16 protein-coding genes and 2 pseudogenes are annotated in these 18,651 nt (G+C 50.8%); 5 read left to right on the forward strand and 13 right to left on the reverse strand.

All coding sequences use genetic code 11. The features are described 5' to 3' along the window. Window positions 1–84: 84 nt before the first annotated feature. The 9 genes from AB9F27_RS21310 to mutM form a co-directional block, all read right to left on the reverse strand. Window positions 85–765, reverse strand: coding sequence for an ABC-three component system protein (locus AB9F27_RS21310; RefSeq protein ID WP_369758152.1), 681 nt, complete (start codon window positions 763–765; stop codon window positions 85–87). A gap of 474 nt (window positions 766–1,239) precedes the next feature. Continuing rightward, on the reverse strand, window positions 1,240–3,657 hold the full coding sequence (gene gyrB, locus AB9F27_RS21315) for a DNA topoisomerase (ATP-hydrolyzing) subunit B (RefSeq protein ID WP_335586953.1): 2,418 nt from the start codon (window positions 3,655–3,657) through the stop codon (window positions 1,240–1,242). Window positions 3,658–3,725: 68 nt separating this feature from the next. Next, on the reverse strand, window positions 3,726–4,355 hold the full coding sequence (locus tag AB9F27_RS21320; RefSeq protein ID WP_335586952.1) for a LysE family translocator: 630 nt from the start codon (window positions 4,353–4,355) through the stop codon (window positions 3,726–3,728). Further along, window positions 4,352–5,464 carry a DNA replication/repair protein RecF gene (gene recF, locus AB9F27_RS21325; RefSeq protein WP_335586951.1) on the reverse strand — a complete coding sequence of 371 codons (1,113 nt, stop codon included), beginning with the start codon at window positions 5,462–5,464 and terminating at the stop codon, window positions 4,352–4,354. The genes AB9F27_RS21320 and recF overlap by 4 nt, the downstream gene beginning before the upstream one ends. Window positions 5,465–5,491: 27 nt before the next feature. Next, a complete protein-coding gene (gene dnaN / locus AB9F27_RS21330) occupies window positions 5,492–6,610 on the reverse strand; it encodes a DNA polymerase III subunit beta (RefSeq protein ID WP_335586950.1) in 1,119 nt (372 codons plus the stop codon). Window positions 6,611–6,736: 126 nt separating this feature from the next. After that, window positions 6,737–8,098, reverse strand: a complete 1,362-nt coding sequence (gene dnaA, locus AB9F27_RS21335) for a chromosomal replication initiator protein DnaA (protein WP_369758153.1) — start codon at window positions 8,096–8,098, stop codon at window positions 6,737–6,739. 618 nt (window positions 8,099–8,716) lie between these two features. Continuing rightward, window positions 8,717–8,980 (reverse strand): 30S ribosomal protein S20, encoded by a 264-nt coding sequence (rpsT, locus tag AB9F27_RS21340; protein WP_039003978.1) that lies wholly within the window; start codon window positions 8,978–8,980, stop codon window positions 8,717–8,719. A gap of 94 nt (window positions 8,981–9,074) precedes the next feature. Next, window positions 9,075–9,851, reverse strand: coding sequence for an enoyl-CoA hydratase (locus tag AB9F27_RS21345; protein ID WP_039003977.1), 777 nt, complete (start codon window positions 9,849–9,851; stop codon window positions 9,075–9,077). A 62-nt stretch (window positions 9,852–9,913) separates the two neighbouring features. Then, entirely contained in the window at window positions 9,914–10,765 is an 852-nt protein-coding gene (mutM, locus tag AB9F27_RS21350) for a bifunctional DNA-formamidopyrimidine glycosylase/DNA-(apurinic or apyrimidinic site) lyase (RefSeq protein WP_335587008.1), read from the reverse strand. 87 nt (window positions 10,766–10,852) lie between these two features. Here mutM and ubiE point away from each other — a divergent pair, with 87 nt between their 5' ends. Both ubiE and ubiB read left to right on the forward strand, forming a co-directional pair. Next, a complete protein-coding gene (ubiE, locus tag AB9F27_RS21355) occupies window positions 10,853–11,605 on the forward strand; it encodes a bifunctional demethylmenaquinone methyltransferase/2-methoxy-6-polyprenyl-1,4-benzoquinol methylase UbiE (RefSeq protein WP_369758154.1) in 753 nt (250 codons plus the stop codon). Then, complete coding sequence (gene ubiB / locus AB9F27_RS21360; protein WP_335586960.1) at window positions 11,606–13,138, forward strand: 2-polyprenylphenol 6-hydroxylase; 1,533 nt, start codon at window positions 11,606–11,608, stop codon at window positions 13,136–13,138. It begins immediately after the preceding gene. Window position 13,139: 1 nt separating this feature from the next. On the opposite strand, the gene AB9F27_RS21365 is transcribed toward ubiB, so the two are convergent. The 3 genes from AB9F27_RS21365 to AB9F27_RS21375 form a co-directional block, all read right to left on the reverse strand. Further along, window positions 13,140–14,000 carry a phosphotransferase gene (locus AB9F27_RS21365; RefSeq protein ID WP_335586959.1) on the reverse strand — a complete coding sequence of 287 codons (861 nt, stop codon included), beginning with the start codon at window positions 13,998–14,000 and terminating at the stop codon, window positions 13,140–13,142. 95 nt (window positions 14,001–14,095) lie between these two features. Continuing rightward, window positions 14,096–14,767, reverse strand: coding sequence for a flagellar hook capping FlgD N-terminal domain-containing protein (locus tag AB9F27_RS21370; protein WP_335586958.1), 672 nt, complete (start codon window positions 14,765–14,767; stop codon window positions 14,096–14,098). 12 nt (window positions 14,768–14,779) lie between these two features. After that, window positions 14,780–16,705, reverse strand: coding sequence for a flagellar hook-length control protein FliK (locus AB9F27_RS21375; protein ID WP_335586957.1), 1,926 nt, complete (start codon window positions 16,703–16,705; stop codon window positions 14,780–14,782). A gap of 194 nt (window positions 16,706–16,899) precedes the next feature. On the opposite strand from AB9F27_RS21375, the gene AB9F27_RS21380 reads away from it, so the two are divergent. Beyond that, a complete protein-coding gene (locus tag AB9F27_RS21380) occupies window positions 16,900–17,115 on the forward strand; it encodes a rod-binding protein (protein WP_236940073.1) in 216 nt (71 codons plus the stop codon). Further along, complete coding sequence (locus tag AB9F27_RS21385; RefSeq protein ID WP_335586955.1) at window positions 17,108–17,467, forward strand: hypothetical protein; 360 nt, start codon at window positions 17,108–17,110, stop codon at window positions 17,465–17,467. Before AB9F27_RS21380 ends, AB9F27_RS21385 begins: the two co-directional genes overlap by 8 nt. A 167-nt stretch (window positions 17,468–17,634) precedes the next feature. Here the strand turns inward: AB9F27_RS21385 and AB9F27_RS21390 are convergent. Continuing rightward, window positions 17,635–18,016, reverse strand: a pseudogene (locus AB9F27_RS21390) (hypothetical protein); the annotation flags it as partial. 56 nt (window positions 18,017–18,072) lie between these two features. On the opposite strand from AB9F27_RS21390, the pseudogene AB9F27_RS21395 reads away from it, so the two are divergent. Then, window positions 18,073–18,534: pseudogene (locus tag AB9F27_RS21395) on the forward strand (transposase); the annotation flags it as partial. Between the last annotated feature and the right edge of the window lie 117 nt (window positions 18,535–18,651).

Below are 18,651 nucleotides of genomic sequence, written 5' to 3' on the forward strand. Positions count from 1 at the left end.
CTATGGACTTACAACAATGACCGCCCGAATATGGGCATAGGCGGCATGACCCCCGCCCAGAAACTGAAAATGGCCGCGTAAGTTCTACAGCCGCACCCCATTAGAAATGGGGGGATTACCCTGGCTGACGCCCTTTCCCTTTTGAACGAGGTAAAAACCTTTAACTTGGTGGGAAATGATTTCGGAAGTGCAGTCACCCGCCTTATCAAGCAATGCCAATTTATCTCGAATAAATGTGTAATAGTCGGTTACGTTGTGCTTAATTTTTCGGCGCGTAGGTTTGGAAATACTGTCGTTAAGTTTCTCGTCGACCTTCATGGAAGTGAAGGTGATTTCTGCTTCAATGCCTTCTTCAGCATCGGCGTAGATGGCGTCAACAATTTCTAGTATACTTTCCTCAATAGGGTTTGCTTTCCACAATTCTTCTTGTCCGCTTCGTTCAACTGCATTCTTTTTTATGGCAACTAGCTCTCGGTACTCCTCAACTGTTCTGGGTTTGTCGAACTTACTGTGGCACAAACTGCAAAGCGGTATTAGATTGTCTTCATCATTTAGGTCTTTTCCAAGACGCTCTTCATTCTGCAAAAGCAGTTCTTCAGCGGAGGTCGGGTTTAATGGGTAAATGTGAGCGATTTCGTAATTCTTGAAAGATCTTTGACCCTTCTTGTAGAATAGCGGCTCCGCATCTAATGGGCAAACGCGGTCAACTTGTGAAATAAGGGCAAGTTGCTGCGTATCTGATAGTTTTTTCCGTTCTTTCGACAAATTTTTGTACCGCCCCAAAAAAATCACTTGGTTTTGCGTAAATTGCTTTGGGCGACACTAGTACTTATTTTTCATGAAAGTCACGCAAAACGTTCTCCCAGAGGTTGTTTCGGGGGTCATTGTGGTAACAGTTGGCCCAGTCGACTTTTGAGCGCCGAACCAAAGATTGCGCTTGGCTGAAGATAAGAGACAAGGCGAAATGTTGTTAAGATCAATTGAAATATGCGCGGCGAATGTCAGTCATCCGCCCTTAGCAACAATTGCTGCACATAAAATACCCTTAAAGGAAGAATAGGTTCGATTGTCTAATAATATAGCGTGTAATTTATATGTAGTTTGCGTAAACTTTAGATCGCGCCAGAGGTGCATTGCTCGAGCTACAATGCACCTCTGGCGTGAATTTATGCAATCTTATGGGCTAATTGCGCAGACTTATGCGGCGCATGCAGTAATTTGCGCGTCCCTACAACCGGGTTAAAAATCAAGGTTCTCCACATTCAACGCATTTTGCTGAATGAACTCACGTCGTGGCTCAACAACGTCGCCCATCAACTTGGTGAATAGGTCATCCGCCTCTGCCATGTCGTCGACCTTCACTTGCAGCAATATACGTGCATCTGGGTCCAAAGTGGTTTCCCAAAGTTGACCGGGGTTCATCTCGCCAAGGCCTTTATAGCGTTGAAGTGATAGACCTTTTTCGCCTTCTGAAAGGATAGCTTTTAGCAGTTCACTTGGCCCGTGAATAAGCACTTCTTTGTCTTTGCGCACCAAACGGGAGGGCTTGTCGTAAAGCTCCAAAAGGGACTCCGTGAAGGTCCCTAGTTTACGGGCCTCCCCAGAGCGCATCACGCCACCATCCAGCGTGCGAACTTCCTCAACACCGCGCAAAAGACGCGCTAAACGGATACCTTTGTCTTGGGTTGGGCGGCCTTTCCAGCCACGCTCATATTCTACTGCGATACTGTCCAGACGCGATGCAATAGCGTCTGCAACACCCTGCAGGTTTTGATCGACCGCCCCCGGAACAAAAGCAGCTGCAATCGCGGCTTGCTCCAAGATATGCTGCGGGTAATGCGTTGGGAATGCTTGTAAAATCCGACGCACCTGACGTGCTTCTTCGATCACACGCCGAAGGTCAGCACCGGAAATCTCTTCTCCGGAGGCAAGGCGCAGGATGGTACCTTCAACGCCCATTTCGATTAAATAATCATCCAACGAGGCTTGGTCCTTGAGGTAAACCTCGGACTTGCCGCGTGACACTTTATAGAGGGGAGGCTGAGCAATATAAAGATAGCCACCCTCGATAAGCTCTGGCATTTGCCGATAGAAAAACGTCAGCAACAAAGTGCGAATATGTGCGCCGTCAACGTCCGCATCCGTCATAATAACGATTTTATGATAGCGCAGTTTGGAAATATTGAATTCGTCACGGCCAATGCCCGTGCCCAAAGCCATCACAAGGTTTCCGATTTCTTGACTGGCGAGCATCCGGTCAAAACGCGCCCGCTCTACATTCAAAATCTTACCCTTTAGCGGCAAAATGGCTTGTGTCATCCGATCGCGGCCCGTTTGCGCCGACCCGCCCGCAGAGTCCCCTTCCACGATGAAGATTTCGGTTTTAGAGGGGTCTTTTTCGGAACAGTCCTTGAGCTTTCCAGCCAAGAAATTCACATCCAGCGCCGTTTTGCGGCGGGTAAGATCACGCGCCTTGCGTGCGGCTTCGCGCGCCACAGCGGCCTCAACGATTTTCCCAACGACAATCTTGGCCTGAGTCGGATTTTCTTCAAACCACTCCGCGAGTTTCTCGTTCACGAGGCCTTCAACTGCGGGGCGAACTTCGGAAGACACAAGCTTATCTTTGGTCTGACTAGAGAACTTAGGATCAGGCACTTTGATCGACAACACACAGGTCAAACCTTCGCGGGCATCGTCACCCGTGAAGGAGATTTTTTCCTTTTTCGCAATCCCGCTGGTTTGAGCGTAATTGTTGATCGTACGAGTCAGAGCGCCGCGAAAACCAGCCAAATGGGTTCCGCCATCGCGCTGGGGAATGTTGTTGGTAAAGGGCAAAACGTTTTCGTGGTAGCTATCATTCCACCACATTGCCACTTCAACGCCGATATCATCTCTTTCGCCGACCATAAAAATAGGTTCCGGCATAATGGACGACTTGCTGCGGTCCAAATATTTAACAAACTCGCGGACGCCACCATCGTAATAAAGCTCGGTGCGTAGATGTTCGACTGGTCGCTCATCTGTCAGAATAATCCGAACACCCGAATTCAAAAACGCTAGTTCGCGCAAACGCTTCTCAAGCGTCTCAAAAATGAAATCGCGGTTTGAGAACGTATCCAATGAAGCGAGGAAGCGCACTTCCGTCCCTTTACGGCCATTCGCATCGCCAACAACACGCAGATGTTCAACAGTGTCGCCATGCTCAAAGCGCGCATAATGTTCTTTTCCGTCGCGCCAAATCCGCAATTCCAGATAGTTGGACAGCGCGTTCACCACGGAAACGCCAACGCCATGAAGGCCGCCAGAAACCTTGTATGAGTTGCTGTCAAATTTACCGCCAGCGTGGAGTTGGGTCATGATAACTTCAGCGGCCGAAACGCCTTCTTCGTCGTGTATCCCAACGGGAATTCCGCGACCGTTATCGCTAACCGAAACCGAGTCATCCGCATGAATTGTGACGTTTACCGCGTCCGCGTGGCCTGCAAGAGCTTCGTCGATGCCGTTATCGACAACTTCGTACACCATATGGTGCAAACCCGAACCATCATCAGTGTCACCAATGTACATTCCAGGCCGTTTTCGAACAGCCTCTAAGCCCCTGAGAACTTTAATAGAATCGGCACCATATTCTTCGGGAGTCTGCGCGTTATCGGCCATTTGAGGCATCCTTCGTATTTTTGGTATTTATACGTTTATTTGCAAGGGATGTCACGCGATTGAGGCAATTAAACGAGCGCAGTTGCCCCTAAAAACGCCCCCACAAAAACGAGCAACACTCCGGCCACAACATTCAGGAGCCTGATCGCCTCTGGCGACTTCAAAAACGTCCGCGCGTGGGCAATCAAAGCTGCAAAAGCGAGGTTGCCAAAAAAGGGAACAATAATAGAAATCAGGACAATTGCGGCAATGTCTTGGCGAGTTACAGAGGTGAGATCAAAAAACCCAGGTAGCATGCCCATGTAAAACAAAATTGCTTTTGGATTGCCAAGAATAACCGCCACGCCAGCCAAAAACCCCGCCAAAACACCCGGCTTGGTCAGACGACTATCAGCCTTTAAGACACCACTGGGCTTGCGTATGAGGCCCATACCCAAAAAGATAAAGAACGCGGCCGCAAAGTAGCGCAGCCAAATCATCAGCCCCCCAACCTCCCCAGCCAACCAGCTAACGCCAAGCACCGCAAGAAGAGGCCAAAATGCATCGCCTACAGCAACACCCAGCGCGAGTGGCCACGCAGCACGAAATCCACCGCTCATCGCACGCGCCATGATGGCAACCCAAACGGGTCCGGGCGTCATAAACAGGATAAAAATAGCGAATGCATAAAGCGCGAGATCTGAAGGAGACAATGTCATGTTGCAGCGACTACTTTGGAGGTTCCGTCAATATCTTGGACTTCATAGACATCTGAACGGGACTCAATTTCGGCGAAAAGTTCGGGACCGGTGCCCGTCATGAAGGCTTGCGCCCCGACAGTACAGATTTCGTCATAGAGGGCCGCGCGGCGGTTCGCATCCAAATGCGCGGCGACCTCATCGAGAAGGAGCACCGGCGGAGCGCCAAAGTCTGATGCGAGGGCGCGACAATTTGCGAGAACAAGGGAAATGAGCAGCGCCTTTTGCTCCCCCGTGGAACAATCGCGTGCGGAAATATTTTTGTCACGATAGTGCGCCGCGAGGTCAGCGCGATGCGGCCCAACCAACGTACGGCCCGCCGTGATGTCGCGTGACCGCGCCCGCGAAAATGCGTCGCGCAGGGTGGCTTCGGATTGCGGCCCCAGTGGAGATCCGTCGGGTTGAATTAGCTCCAAGTCCGCTGTGGGGAAATGGGTTTGAGCAGCGTGTTGGGCGGCCTCAATATGCGCCAGAACCGTCGTGCGATTTGACGATATCTGTGCGCCAGAAATGGCCATCTGATTTTCCAGAGCGCCATACCAAGCCGGATCTCGAATTTGATCCTTGAGAAGTCGATTGCGCTCCCGCATGGATTTTTCGTATGCCAAAACGGACTCCGCGTGACTTGGCAGGAAACTCAGCGTCATGCGATCAAGAAAGCGTCTACGCCCTTCCGCCCCCTCAATCCACAGACGATCCATCGCGGGGACGAGCCAAAGCACGCGTGCAATTTTTCCGAGGGCAATTTGGGGCGCGGCTTTTTCATCTATCCGAACTTGGCGCGGAGCCCCTGCTTGCGACCATGTTTCCACTTCGTGGACGTCATTGGGCGTCGCGATTACGGCCGAAATTTTCCACCCGATAGCTTCTGTTTTGCGGGTCATTTCTTGCGTGGTTGCGCGCCGAAGCCCCCGTCCCGGAGACAAAAGGGAAATCGCCTCCAGAAGACTGGTTTTTCCAGCGCCGTTCGCGCCGTGAATGGCCACGGGGCGCCCAGATAATTCTAAATGGGTCGCCTTGTGGGACCGGAAGTGCGAGAGTTTAATATCTCGGAGGGCCAAGCCTGTCACGGGGAGAACCTGCCCGCTGCGAAGCCCTTAGACCCGCATCGGCATAACGACGTAAATCGCGGACGTGTCATTACCTTCGCGCATCAAGGTCGGATCCGCCGAAGAGTTGAACATAAACACGGCGTTTTCACGATCCACTTGGCTGGCAATTTCGAGCAAATACTTCGCGTTAAAACCAATTTCCAAACGCTCGTCCCCATAAGCGACAACCAGTTCTTCATCGGCAGCACCACTATCTGGTGCGTTAACGGAAAGGATCAAACGATCTTCATCGAGCGAGAGTTTCACAGCACGACTACGCTCAGAACTCACGGTCGCCACACGATCAACAGCTTTCGCGAATTCAGCCGCGTCCACCTCGAGTTTGCGGGTGTTTCCTGTTGGAATGACGCGTGTGTAATCGGGGAAAGTTCCGTCGATGACCTTTGATGTCAACGTGATTTCGGGCGTGGCAAAACGAATTTTGGTTTCGCTCACAGAAACCGCAATTTCAGCATCGTCAACGTCAAGGAGCTTGCGCATTTCATTAACTGTTTTACGTGGAACAATAACGCCGGGCATATCCGCAGCACCCTCAGGCATTTCAGCATCGATCCGCGCCAAACGGTGACCGTCTGTGGCCACACAGCGCAGAACTTTTCCGCCTTCGGACTCCGAAATATGCATGTAGACGCCGTTGAGATAATACCGTGTTTCTTCAGTCGAAATTGCGAATTTTGATTTGTCAAAAAGACGTCGCAGAACACTCGCCTTTGCGGTAAAGTTTGATGTGTATTCCGAAGAGGCCATCACAGGGAAATCTTCGCGAGGCAGTGTCGCGAGCGAGAAGTTGGAACGCCCCGCCTCCACGGTGAGGCGGCCAGCAGCACCATCGTCGGTGAGTTTGATCAATGCGCCATCCGGCAATTTGCGGACAATTTCATGAAGCAAAACAGCCGAAACCGTTGTGGCTCCAGCCCGCTCCACTTGAGCAATGGTCTTGTCGACAACTTCGATATCCAAGTCAGTGGCACGAAATGAAACATTTTCCCCTTCGGCTTCAATCAATACGTTCGCCAGAATTGGGATCGTATTGCGGCGCTCAACCACGGACTGAGCTTGGGAAATGGCCTTTAGCAGGGCCGCGCGTTCGATACTGAATTTCATTCAATGCTCCTATTGACAGGTGCAGGGGCGAAGAAGCCAACGCTTCCGCCCGTTGTTAACTGTTCGTCAGAATGTCCGATTATATCGGGGGGCCGTCAAGGCCTGAGACGCTTGTTGCGTTAGTTTTCAAGCCTCAAGGCTGCGGCGCAACAGTTCTAGGTCTTCGGCCATCTGACTGTCGAGCTGTTTTAGCTCTTCGATCCGTTTTACGCCATGCATAACCGTCGTATGGTCGCGTCCCCCAAAGCGGCGGCCAATCTCAGGAAGGCTGCGGCTGGTGAGTTGTTTTGCTAGGAACATCGCAACTTGGCGTGGCCGTGCGATAATCCGTACGCGGCGCGGGCCGATCATTTCGGAAAGACGGATATTGTAATGCTCGCTGACGCGACGCTGAATTTCCTCAATGGTAATTTTACGATCACTCGCGCGCAGAATATCTGCGAGGCAATCTTGCGCAAGTTCCAACGTGATTTCGCGGCCAACAAGAGAAGCAAACGCGAAAAGCCGCGTGAGAGCCCCTTCAAGTACCCGCACATTGGTCGAGATTCGGTGAGCGAGAAACTCCAAGACCCCGTCGGTTAGAACCAAGCCAGAGTACTGCTTACGATAATGCTCGACTTTTTGCTGAAGAATCCCGAGACGCAGCTCATAATCGGTTGGGTGTAAATCCACGACCAAGCCACACTGAAGACGCGATTTGATGCGATCTTCGAGGTCTTTGATTTCGCCTGGGGCGCGGTCAGCGGAAATAATGATCTGTTTGTTTTGATCAACCAGCGCATTGAACGTGTGGAAAAACTCTTCCTGCGTGCTGTCTTTGCCAGCAATGAATTGAACGTCGTCAACCATGAGGACATCGACACTGCGGAAAAGCTCTTTGAAGTCCATCATTTTACGTTCACGCAAGGCCTGAACGAAGCGGTACATGAATTGCTCTGCGGAAAGGTAGACAACATTCAACTCAGGGCGGTCGCGCCGAAGTTCATGCGCAATGGCATGCATCAGATGGGTTTTACCAAGCCCTACACCGCCGTAAAGGAAAAGTGGGTTGAAGGACACGGGCCCGCCCTCAGCAACGCGTTTCGCAGCAGCGTGCGCAAGTTCGTTCGGCTTGCCAACAACAAAGCTTTCGAACGTGAAACGCGAATCCAGAGGAGCTCCGGGAACAGAAATATCCGCTGTAGGCTCAACGGCTGGGGCGTGTTGTGCGGCTTTCTGTGCCTTTGACGCAGGACGCGCCACTGGCTTGCTCGCGACGGCGAACTCCAAGCGGCTAACAGCGGCCCCTGCTTCGTTCAGAAGATGTTTGATCTGATCGCCGAAATTCCGCGAAACCCAATTGCCCATAAAGCTCGTCGGAACTGCAAACACTGCAATTCCGTCTTTCAAGCTCGAAAACTCTAGAGGTTCAATCCAGTTTGTAAAATTGCTTTGCCCAACGGTTTTTTGCAGCTCATTTCGTACGGTTCCCCAAGTCTCATTCGTCATCTTTTTTACCCGCTTCGCCAGTTATCTTTTTAGGCCAATGACCTTCTGATTTCGTGTGGGTAGACCCCCCAAGTCGTCCTTCACATCCCTCGATGATCACGTTTGCAGAAAACGCAAAAACCGCCCTAAGACAGTGCCTTGCGGGTACTGCCTTTCGAGATTGATAGGAGCACGAGAAGTCCCTTTCTCAAGCTCATTCAAACCTCACGTCGTGAGGAGATGGAGACCGATTTAACTTTAAGCCCTGATCCAAGAATAGAAATCAGGTTAAAAACAGTAATAACTTCAAGAAACCAGGCAAGAACTGATCCAATTCAAAATTACCACTTCCGCATCAGAGATGTGGGAAGCCCAAAACTCAGATACAGTTGCCGCCTCTAATGGATTAGAGATGGCTCAAAATTCGTCGTGTCTCCAGCGAAGATGTGAATCGCATGACCTAAGTAGCAACTGGTCGCGTTGCTTCGCAACTTATCTTCGACCTTGACTCGAACTTTCTCAAAACGAATCTAATTGCCCTTTAAAACCTACCTGCGCTGCAGCAATTTTGCCGCACGCGCACAAAAAAAGAGCGCCCTCGAAAGGACGCTCTTTTAAAACTAATTAAGTCTTAACGTCTTAGGCGATTGCCTTAACACGTGAAGAGAGACGCGACATTTTGCGTGCAACAGTATTCTTGTGAAAAATACCTTTTGTTACACCGCGCATCAGCTCAGGTTGAGCGGCACGCAATGCTGCAAATGCATCGTCCTTGTTGCCGGACTCGATCGCCTCTTCAACCTTGCGGAGGAAAGTGCGAACGCGTGAACGGCGTGCTTTGTTTACTTGGAAACGACGTTCGTTTTGACGAGCGCGTTTTTTTGCTTGGGGCGTATTAGCCATATCTCGAATTCCCACTTTTTGGGGTCGCATAAATCTGAAGTTGGGCTTCTAGACCCGACTCAGCCGTAAGTCAACGGGGTGTGCGACGATTTTGTTATTTATCGCGAAACTGCGCTTCTCGTTTTTCTTGAAATGCAGCCATACCTTCTTTTTGATCTTCTGTTGCAAACAACGAGTGGAATAGGCGACGCTCAAAGAGCAACCCTTCCGAAAGTGTTGTTTCATAAGAGCGATCAACAGCTTCCTTAGCGGCCTTCGTCGCCAGTAAGGATTTTTCTGCAATCTTTTGAGCGGCAGACATCGCCTCTTCCATTAATTTTTTGGCAGGAACCAATCGGCTAACCAATCCCGACCTTTCTGCTTCTTCCGCGTCCATGAAACGCCCCGTGAGGTGCATATCCATCGATTTCGATTTTCCAACGAATCGTGTCAGGCGCTGGCTTCCACCCATTCCAGCAATAACACCAAGGTTAATCTCTGGCTGGCCAAACTTCGCGGTATCTGCCGCAATAATGAAATCACACATCATGGCCAGTTCGCATCCACCGCCCAGCGCATAGCCCGCAACGGCGGCAATGACCGGCTTGCGATTGGCCAAAAGGCTTTTGCATTCCGCACCAAAGAAGTCTGAACTGAACATCTCCACAAAGGTTTTGTCAGCCATTTCCTTGATATCAGCGCCTGCGGCAAAAGCCTTCTCAGACCCTGTCAGAACAATGCAGCGCACTTTGTCGTTCTTTTCGGCAATTTTCAGGGCCTGCGCGAGCTCACTCAGCAATACCGAATTGAGGGCATTTAGCGCCTCTGGCCGATTAAGCTTGATGAGGGCTACGTGATTTTCAACTTCGACAATGAGTGTCTCATACGCCATGATAGGCCTACCGTATAATTTCTGTTAAGCTCTGACTTACCAGTCTTACAGTTCCGATCAAGTCATCTTTGGCATTGCGAACAATAGAAGCTTGAGCGACCCGACTGTGCAATCCTCCCAATCGTCCCTCCACAGCCTTCGCGCAAACACGGTTCTCCTTCTCGGCCGTAAACCTTAAAATTGTGTTGAAAATAACCCAATTCACCATCTGCTTGCCGATGGTCTTTCAGGGTTGAGCCTCCTGATTCGATGGCTTCGTTTAGGACGTCTCTTATGGCTGGAACCAATCCATTTACAGAGGCCTTAGAGAGGGTGTTTGCTGGTGTTTTTGGCGATATCTGTGTCCGGAAAAGCACTTCACAGACATAAATGTTGCCTAACCCTGCGATGATTCCCTGATCTAGCAGCGCGGATTTAATTGGTGATTTCTTATTCCCCAAGCGCTCCTGCAAATAGATACCGTTGAAATCGTTCCCTAGCGGTTCTGGCCCCAGTTTGGCCAAAAGCTTGTGTGCATCAATTGTATCTGTCGGCGCCAAATCCATCGCACCAAACCGTCGCGCATCATTAAATGCCACGCGAACACCACCCTCCAGATCCAAAATTACGTGGTCGTGCTTGAGCGGCGTAGGAAGTTCATAGTGCAAATTTCCCTGTGGTTCCCCCGAGATGAGCATGCGGCCCGACATTCCCAAATGAATGAGTAACGTCTCGCGCGTGTCCAGATCGGCCAAGATATATTTGGATCGCCGTCGTAGGCCCAGCACCCGCGCGCCCGTGAGCCGCTCCGCCATATTAGGAGGGAACGGCCACCGCAAGTCTGGACGGCGCACATCCGCATTAAGAATTGTTTTACCTTCCATAACAGGTGCCAAACCGCGACGAACCGTCTCGACTTCGGGTAATTCGGGCATCGGCAGCTTTCCTTTAGTATTGCGAACGTTGTAACCACATGTGAGCACTATATAAGAGTCGAGATGAATTAGAATGGGCAAGGCAAAATGACCGAGAATTCCCAGAAAACCACGCATTTCGGTTTCCAAACCGTAGATGAAGACGCAAAAGCGGGCATGGTCCACGGCGTTTTCACGAATGTTGCGAGTAAATATGACGTCATGAATGACGCAATGTCGATGGGCATCCACCGCATCTGGAAAGAAGCGATGATGGATTGGCTTGCACCGCGCGCAGGCCAGAAGCTGCTCGATGTGGCGGGCGGAACGGGCGATGTTTCGTTCAAATTCCTCAAGCGAGCCGGATATGGCCACGCCACTGTCTGTGATATGACCGAAGGAATGCTGATTGCAGGTGCGCAGCGCAAGGAAGCCATTGAGCGCGCCGACGAGCTTGATTGGGTGGTCGGCGACGCAATGGCCCTCCCCTTCCCGAGCAACACGTTCGACGTCTACACCATCAGTTTTGGTATCCGGAACGTCACGCGAATTCCCGATGCATTGGCGGAAGCCTACCGTGTTTTGCGCCCAGGTGGCCGGATTATGGTACTTGAATTCTCTCAGCTTCCCAATGAGTTGATGCAGAAAGCTTATGATCTGTACTCGTTCAATGTGATCCCGAAAATGGGCAAGCTCATTGCCAATGATTCCGAGAGTTATCAATATCTTGTGGAGTCCATTCGGAACTTTCCGGATCAGGAAACCTTTGCGTCGTTGATCCGAAATGCTGGATTTGAGAACGTAAAATACCGCAACCTCTCCATGGGAATCGCGGCGCTTCATTCGGGATGGAAAATCTAGATGCGCGGCCCACATAATATTTGGCGCCTCATTCGCACGGGTGCAACGTTTGAACGCAATGGCGCGATGGCACCGATTCTCGAAGCCATTGATGCGCCCCCCCTTGTTCGTGTGGCGTTACGATCATTGGCGTGGCCATTTAAGTGGCTTGGCGTCAAAGGCGACCCAGCATTAACCCCTGTGACCCGCGCCCTTAACGCCTTGGGGCCTGCGTATATTAAATTTGGCCAAGTTCTGTCCACGCGCCCCGATATTGCTGGAGAAGATTTAGCGCGGCAACTTCGGGTCTTACAAGACAAGCTTCCCCCCTTCCCGACTGAAATCGCAAAAGCATCGGTCGCCGAAGAATTGACCTATTCAAGTGACGTACTTTTCAGTGAATTTGGCGATGCTGTGGCCGCCGCGAGTATCGCACAGGTGCACCGTGCGCGGTTGGCTAAAACGGGTCAAGAAGTTGCGGTAAAAGTTCTACGCCCCGGTATTGAAAAGGCATTCCGAAAGGACATTGATGCCTTTTACTTTGCGGCCAGCGTCTTTGAATTTCTATCGCCTGCGTCTCGAAGGTTGCGACCAACAGAAGTGATCCGACACTTTGATAAAGGCGTCACCGGCGAACTTGATTTGCGGCTTGAAAGCGCTGCGGCATCGGAGTTTGGCGCCAACACAAAAGACGATTTAGCATTTCAAGTTCCCGCCGCCAATTGGGAACTCTCAGGTCGCCGCGTCATGGTTCTTGGTTGGGCAGAAGGTACGCCGATTGGCGACAATGCAGCTTTAGATGCGGCGGGGCATGATCGCGTAGCCCTCGGTGCGCGTGTGCTGCAACTCTTTTTGAGCCACGCCTTGCGCGACGGGTACTTCCACGCCGACATGCACCAGGGCAATATGAAGGTTGCCGAGAACGGCGACATTATCGCCTATGACTTTGGGATCATGGGGAGAATCGACGAATACACACGCCGCGTCTATGCCGAAATCCTTTATGGCTTCATCACCCGAGATTACAAACGCGTCGCGCAAGTCCATTTTGAAGCAGGGTATGTGCCCGCCGACCGTGATGTAGAAGAATTCGCAAATGCACTGCGCGCCGTTGGTGAACCCATTTTCGGAATGGAAGCGAGTGGAATTTCCATGGGCCGCCTCCTGCACTACCTCTTTGAAGTCACCGAGCGATTTGGGATGGAAACGCGCACCGAGTTGATCCTCCTCCAGCGCACGATGGTTGTCGTCGAGGGCGTGGCAAGGTCGCTTGATCCGCAAATCAACATTTGGCACGTGGCACAGCCAATCGTCGAAGGGTACATCAAAGAAAGCATTGGGCCCAAAGCAGTGGTGTCAGACTTGGTCAAGACTCTTCGGATTTTAAGCCGGTTCGGCCCACTTTTACCCGGAATGGCCGAGCAAGCCCTAATTGCGCGCACGACTATGGCAGATACCGCGCCGAAGAAAAGCTTGGGCGTGTACGCGCTAGTGTTCCTCGCGGGGATGGGCGTTGTTTCCGTCGGCCAATGGATCTGGCTGCACGTTTCTTAGTTTACACGAGACGATTAAGGGCCATCATTTCCAGCGCGTAGCCCTGCGCATAATCTTCGACACCTTCCCCTGCCTTCCACAGGCAGTATGCTGCCATGCGCCAGTGGTATAGCGGTTTTAGGATATGATAACGTTCGATTACATCTTTGTTCCCATACGAGCGCAGGAACTCTGCTTCTTGATGCTCGTCAAGCGGCTTGTCGGCATACAGGTACTGCATCGCCGGTGACAAATAAGTTGCAATATCCTCACAGGGGTCGCCAAGCGCGGGACACTGCCAATCAATAAACCGCACGTTTATCTTGGTTCGAATGATATTTGCGGGCACCAAGTCCCCGTGCAACAAGACCGGAGTAGCCGCCGGCAAGTTCGGAAGAACCGGCATTAGTTTTTGGTGTGTCTGTGCAGTTCGAAAGGAGCAGACATCCAAAATTTTTACCCCGTGAAGCGATACTCCATTTGGTGAAAGCGAAAGCTTTCGCAGATGGGTTCTTACCGGAATTGGCGTGTTGTGCAGTTGGGCAAGAGTTTTGCCAACTTCGCCCGCATCGACGCCAGAAATGGCGTCGCCATCAAGAAAGCAATAAAGCACGCAAGTACCAAAAGTCGTTTCTTGGTATGCAACTGGATCGGGAGAAAGATTTGCTCTTTCGAGTAACTTGAGTACCGAGAACTCGTCGCTTGGACTGTTTGGAAAAAGAGGGTTGTTTTGCCCTTTTTGAAACAATTTGCAAACAACATCGATTTCCTGATTTTTTATGCGCCAACAGGTATTGGTGCGCCCACCGCTCAACTGTTGCCACGCTGCTTGGCTTGGCACTAAACAATTCTGCGAAAGCTCGCGTGCGAGTTGAGTTTGCATAGAGGTTAGAGACATTCCACTTAGGCCGATCCTTGGTTTCATGCAATTTAGGGATGCGCAGATTCCAAGGCAAGTGAACTATGAAACAGTATACATCAAGCAGCTTCGCGCAGGCCAGTGACATCTGCGGAGTTAGCCATTGCCCCCCCTTCCAGAACAAGAACTGTTATCCCTCCTTCGCCCCGAGCTTCCGTTACACGACTATAAACTTCAACGGGAATCTCGCCCATTTGTTCTCCATTTTTGAAACTGTCCAACGCAAAAGTATACAGACCGTTCTCAAAGGGCGTTCCGCCGTCGTCTACACCAGCCCATTCTAACGCTCCTGCACTCACTGGAATCTCGTTTCGCTGAACGACTGTTCCGTCGGAATCCCGCACGACAAGGAAATTCTGATCTGCTCCTACAATCGGATTTGGTGAAATTGTAACTGGGCTCCCTGAAAAATGCGCCGGGGCCTCGATCCGCGCCTCCATACCTACCCAACTTGCCATTTCAGCCATCCCAGAACCGCCAAATTGAGCGACCAAATTTTCTAGGAGTTCATTCGTTTTCACTGATTGCTCTACATTAGAAAACGTCGCAAGCTGTGCGGCAAAGTCTGTAGAATCGGTCGGATTCAGGGGATCTTGATTGGTGACTTGTGCAGTCAACATCTTGAGAAAAGTATCAAAATCCGACGAAAGCGAAGCGGCGTCCGTTTGGGATTCAGATACGATCTGGCTGGAGGATGTTTGGAGTGCAGGCGAAGATTGGGTAACTTCCATTGTAACGTCCTTTTAAATACGAATGTCGACGCGATCAGATTGCGTCAGATCTATTGCAATCGGACCCGATTCCGGTGTTCCAATAGGCTGGAACTCTGATGGCGGCACGTGTGGTTGATCCGGAGAAGACTGACCATTTTGCTGCTGCTCGGAACCAGATTGATTAAAGTTGAACGAAATTTGATCGTACCCCATTCCAAGAAATTCCTGAGCAAGGGAGTTAATGTTTCTGCGCATTAAATCGAGCGTTTCCGGTCGCTCTGCTAGTACCGAAACGACCATCCCACCCTCAGTGGGGGAAAAAGTAAGCTTTACACGTCCAAGCTCCTCCGGAGAAAGTGCAAGCTCCAGCGGCCTATTGGCCTCGCCAATTGATGCGGAAGCCAGTTGTTGTGCAACTGAACGCGCCAAATCGGGATGTAATTGTGGGGGAGTCGCTAGAGCTTGGTGTTGGGATTGTGCGAGAGGAACGCGGCTAGATTCTAAATTCATCGTGTCCGGAGTAAAACTCAAGTCACTTGCAAAATCTTCGACCAAAGGCGCGGCCATATTATAAGGTGTGTCGATCAGGGCATTAGGAACTTGTGGCGGAGATGTGGTCGACGTGGTTTGCGCAAGTGTAGTGGCGGCTGGAGTTGAAGCCGTTTTCACTGCGGTCTCATTAGGAGAAACAGATTCCGAAGTTAAGGGAACTACATTTATGACATTAGTAGAATTGCCCTGAATAGGTTGAGAGGGTGCTACAATATGCTGGTGATCAGAAGCTGAGCTTAGCTTTTGCGTTGTCAGTTGTTGCTCACTTGGTAAGGGCGTGGGTTCGGCGCTCTGTGGGACCGTTTTTACAAAGGTTGCCACATCGTGATTCACTCGAAATCCGTCCTTTTGCAAACTCACTCCCCCATTTGAAGTTGAAAGCGCTTGAGAATAAGAGCGGTCCTGCCCGGTAGATGCCAACCTGTCTTTTGGAGATGCAGAGACTCCGCGTAAAACTTCACCGTCATTTGCGAAAACTTGAGGGCGCGCGACACGGGTCTCATTTGAGGTTGGCATCATTGCCCTAAGCACCGACGTGGCGTCACGAAGTTGCGATTGCATCTGGGGGGTTTCAGTAGAATTTGTGGAAGCCTCCGAGATCGCTGCACTATTGTCTGGTTTTGCGGTTGGCATCAAACTTGGAGGCGAATCAACAGGGTTTCTCATGGAGGAAGCGATCTCCGTTTGAACGTTCGTCGACGCATTGTTGGGCGCTTGCAAAGTGGCACTTTCATTTAGAAGTGAGGAAGGAGTGAAAGTTGTCTCGGCCTTCCCTGTTTTGAAAGGTTTGTCGGTGGCTTCCGCCTTCAATGTAATGCTTTGTTCAAGAGCACGAAGTGGCACTGTCCCTTCTGACGATTCAGATACAGGAACTGGCGAAACAAAATCAGAAGGAACTTTTGGTAGATCAGTTTCGAGAGTAGTACTGGCGGTTATACTATTTGTACTTTCTGTCAATTTAACAGGGTATTGGCCTCCAAAGCTCAAGGGTAATGTTTGAATGTTTGACGGATGACCAAATAAAACTGCGGAATCCAAAACAGCTTGCGGTTCTTTTTGCACGACGTCGGATATCTCTCCGTCAGCGCTGGAATACGTTGAACCGGCTTTTGTGGAATTAGTATTCTCAAGAAGAAGTTCGGGTGTTCCTAAGCCGGAACTGCTAGGCTTTTTCTCTAAGCTTCCATTAAAAATGTCCCCGAAAGTGGCTTCGCCATTCAACTCATGCACCGTATTCGCCCCATTTTGAGACGGAATTGAAACTAGGGCAAGCCCAGCTTTGCTTTGAGCTTCCGGAGTGTTGCGAGAAGGTAGGCTTGCACTTTCACCTTGAACCAAAGGCCCATTGGAATGCGAATCCAAACTACTTGGCGCGCGGGAAACTATCGAAATCAAATTGTTCATCGTAGCCTTTCGGGAATTCTTCCTCGTGGTAGTGCTACTATGTGATGACTTGGTTACCAGATGTTTACTGGTTTGATCCAATATTGGAGAAACTGTCTAGAATTGAAAGCATTCCGATGTCCGATCTGATCGCACCAACATTTTCCCAGAACAGAACAAGCCCTAAGCCGTTATCCTCTGAAGATACCAAGCTTATGGATGCCGCAAAAAAGCTTGAAGCCAGTTTCCTTGCGGAAATGTTGAAATCTGCTGGGTTTGGAAAATCGCGTGAGAATTTGGGAGGGGGAGCAGGGGAAGATCAATTCGGTTCTTTTTTAGTTCAAGCTCAGGCTGAAGCAATGGTTGAGAAAGGCGGCATTGGCCTTGCCCAATCGCTTTTTGAAGCCTTGAAGGAGTCCGAGAATGAATAGTACATCCCCAGCCACCTTGGCTGTAGAGTTAGAACTCTTGCTAGATAAGGAACGTGAAAACATCCTCGCAGGTGCAATAGAGAACTTCGCTAAGTTTACTCAAGCAAAGGCTCTTCTGACGGAAAAACTTTTAAAAGAGCCTGCACCTGAAGCCGCAATTTTGGCTCGAATCCGCATAAAAGCAAGCCGAAATCAACGACTTTTGGGGGCTGCTGTGCGTGCAGTTCGCAGTGTAAATGGGCGGCTGACAGCAATACAAGGCCAAAACAAAGCCCTCACCACGTATACAAATACAGGGCAACGCGAACAACTTGGAAGCAATGGTAACGTTCGATTTGAACGACGCACCTAATCTGTCTGATTGCCTCCTTCCGAGGCATACCTTGCCCGATTAGAACCTCAACCTACAGGAACTTCACTACAATCTCTTTCAGCGCGGGTCTCTTAAAAGCCATCTTCAGTTCTACACGTTCCAAACCAAACGGGTGGACCACTTCAAAGAGGGAAATCCATGAACTATGTATCGTTTGGCGCACCTAGCGCCGCCGACGGCTCAAGCTTGTCCCGCTTTAGACGTCGCTTTGGCTTGGTCCGCAGATTCAGCCCCAGTTCGCAATAGATCCACCTCTCGGTGATTGATTCGCATTTACCTGTCAGCTTATGAGATAGACCCGTTTGCGGTTCCACCCGTAGCCTTGCACGTTACGTAGATACAAGAAACATAAGCCGAAGCCCCAACTGTGTTTGGCGTTGTCAAACGCTCCGACCGATCGGAAATTTCTTCGTTCTCGTAGCTCAGAACCGTGCTGGACCGATAACAGGTTTCGCTTATCTGGAATGTCCGACAGGCCAGCGCAATACTGACCCCATGCAATGCCATCACATACATGGCCATCTCCCTAAACTAAGGGGATGCGAAAATAGAATTTTCTTGGCAAGATATCTGAGGAGAATTTGATGAAGATGGCGAGATATTGCGAACCCCAAATTCTTGCGATCCTATACCAAGCCGAAAGCTGTGTGCCGGTAACGGAGCTGTGCCGCGAACATGGCATGAGCAACGCGTCGTTCTACAAATGACGGGCGAAGTATGGCGGGATGCCCTCTCAGTGATGCAGGGCATCACCTGCCGGGTAATAGACGCGTCGATGATCAGCCAGATGAAGCCCTAGGAAAAAAGTGCTCCGGCCAGCCCTGCGCCGGGGTCTGGCCGAGAACGCGGTGGCGCGCCACGGTACTGGCATTGCGCTGGCCTGCCGCACGTTTGATGTCAGTGAGACGGGCTATCATTACAGCCCTTTCTTGATCAATGAGAACGAAAAGATTGCCGATTTTCTGGTTGGACTGACGGTCGCATGGAAGACTTGGGCGGTTGGGTTATGTTTCCAGCATCTACCTAACGTGCAGGGCTATCCATGGGTAATCCCCCCATTTCTAATGGGGTGCGGCTGTAGAACTTACGCGGCCATTTTCAGTTTCTGGGCGGGGGTCATGCCGCCTATGCCCATATTCGGGCGGTCATTGTTGTAAGTCCAT

Origin of the sequence: Falsihalocynthiibacter sp. CO-5D18 (genome assembly GCF_041205445.1) — a bacterium.
In the GTDB taxonomy this organism is placed as follows: domain Bacteria; phylum Pseudomonadota; class Alphaproteobacteria; order Rhodobacterales; family Rhodobacteraceae; genus Falsihalocynthiibacter; species Falsihalocynthiibacter arcticus.

Bases quoted from the DNA above. Each gene is read 5' to 3' on its own strand.
- mutM (WP_335587008.1), bottom strand. From the start codon at position 10,765: ATGCCCGAATTACCCGAAGTCGAGACGGTTCGTCGCGGTTTGGCACCT.
- AB9F27_RS21370 (WP_335586958.1), bottom strand. From the start codon at position 14,767: ATGGAAGTTACCCAATCTTCGCCTGCACTCCAAACATCCTCCAGCCAG.
- AB9F27_RS21345 (WP_039003977.1), bottom strand. From the start codon at position 9,851: ATGGCGTATGAGACACTCATTGTCGAAGTTGAAAATCACGTAGCCCTC.
- gyrB (WP_335586953.1), bottom strand. From the start codon at position 3,657: ATGGCCGATAACGCGCAGACTCCCGAAGAATATGGTGCCGATTCTATT.
- AB9F27_RS21375 (WP_335586957.1), bottom strand. From the start codon at position 16,705: ATGAACAATTTGATTTCGATAGTTTCCCGCGCGCCAAGTAGTTTGGAT.
- dnaN (WP_335586950.1), bottom strand. From the start codon at position 6,610: ATGAAATTCAGTATCGAACGCGCGGCCCTGCTAAAGGCCATTTCCCAA.
- AB9F27_RS21380 (WP_236940073.1), top strand. From the start codon at position 16,900: ATGGATGCCGCAAAAAAGCTTGAAGCCAGTTTCCTTGCGGAAATGTTG.
- AB9F27_RS21385 (WP_335586955.1), top strand. From the start codon at position 17,108: ATGAATAGTACATCCCCAGCCACCTTGGCTGTAGAGTTAGAACTCTTG.
- AB9F27_RS21320 (WP_335586952.1), bottom strand. From the start codon at position 4,355: ATGACATTGTCTCCTTCAGATCTCGCGCTTTATGCATTCGCTATTTTT.
- rpsT (WP_039003978.1), bottom strand. From the start codon at position 8,980: ATGGCTAATACGCCCCAAGCAAAAAAACGCGCTCGTCAAAACGAACGT.
- ubiE (WP_369758154.1), top strand. From the start codon at position 10,853: ATGACCGAGAATTCCCAGAAAACCACGCATTTCGGTTTCCAAACCGTA.
- dnaA (WP_369758153.1), bottom strand. From the start codon at position 8,098: ATGACGAATGAGACTTGGGGAACCGTACGAAATGAGCTGCAAAAAACC.
- ubiB (WP_335586960.1), top strand. From the start codon at position 11,606: ATGCGCGGCCCACATAATATTTGGCGCCTCATTCGCACGGGTGCAACG.
- AB9F27_RS21365 (WP_335586959.1), bottom strand. From the start codon at position 14,000: ATGCAAACTCAACTCGCACGCGAGCTTTCGCAGAATTGTTTAGTGCCA.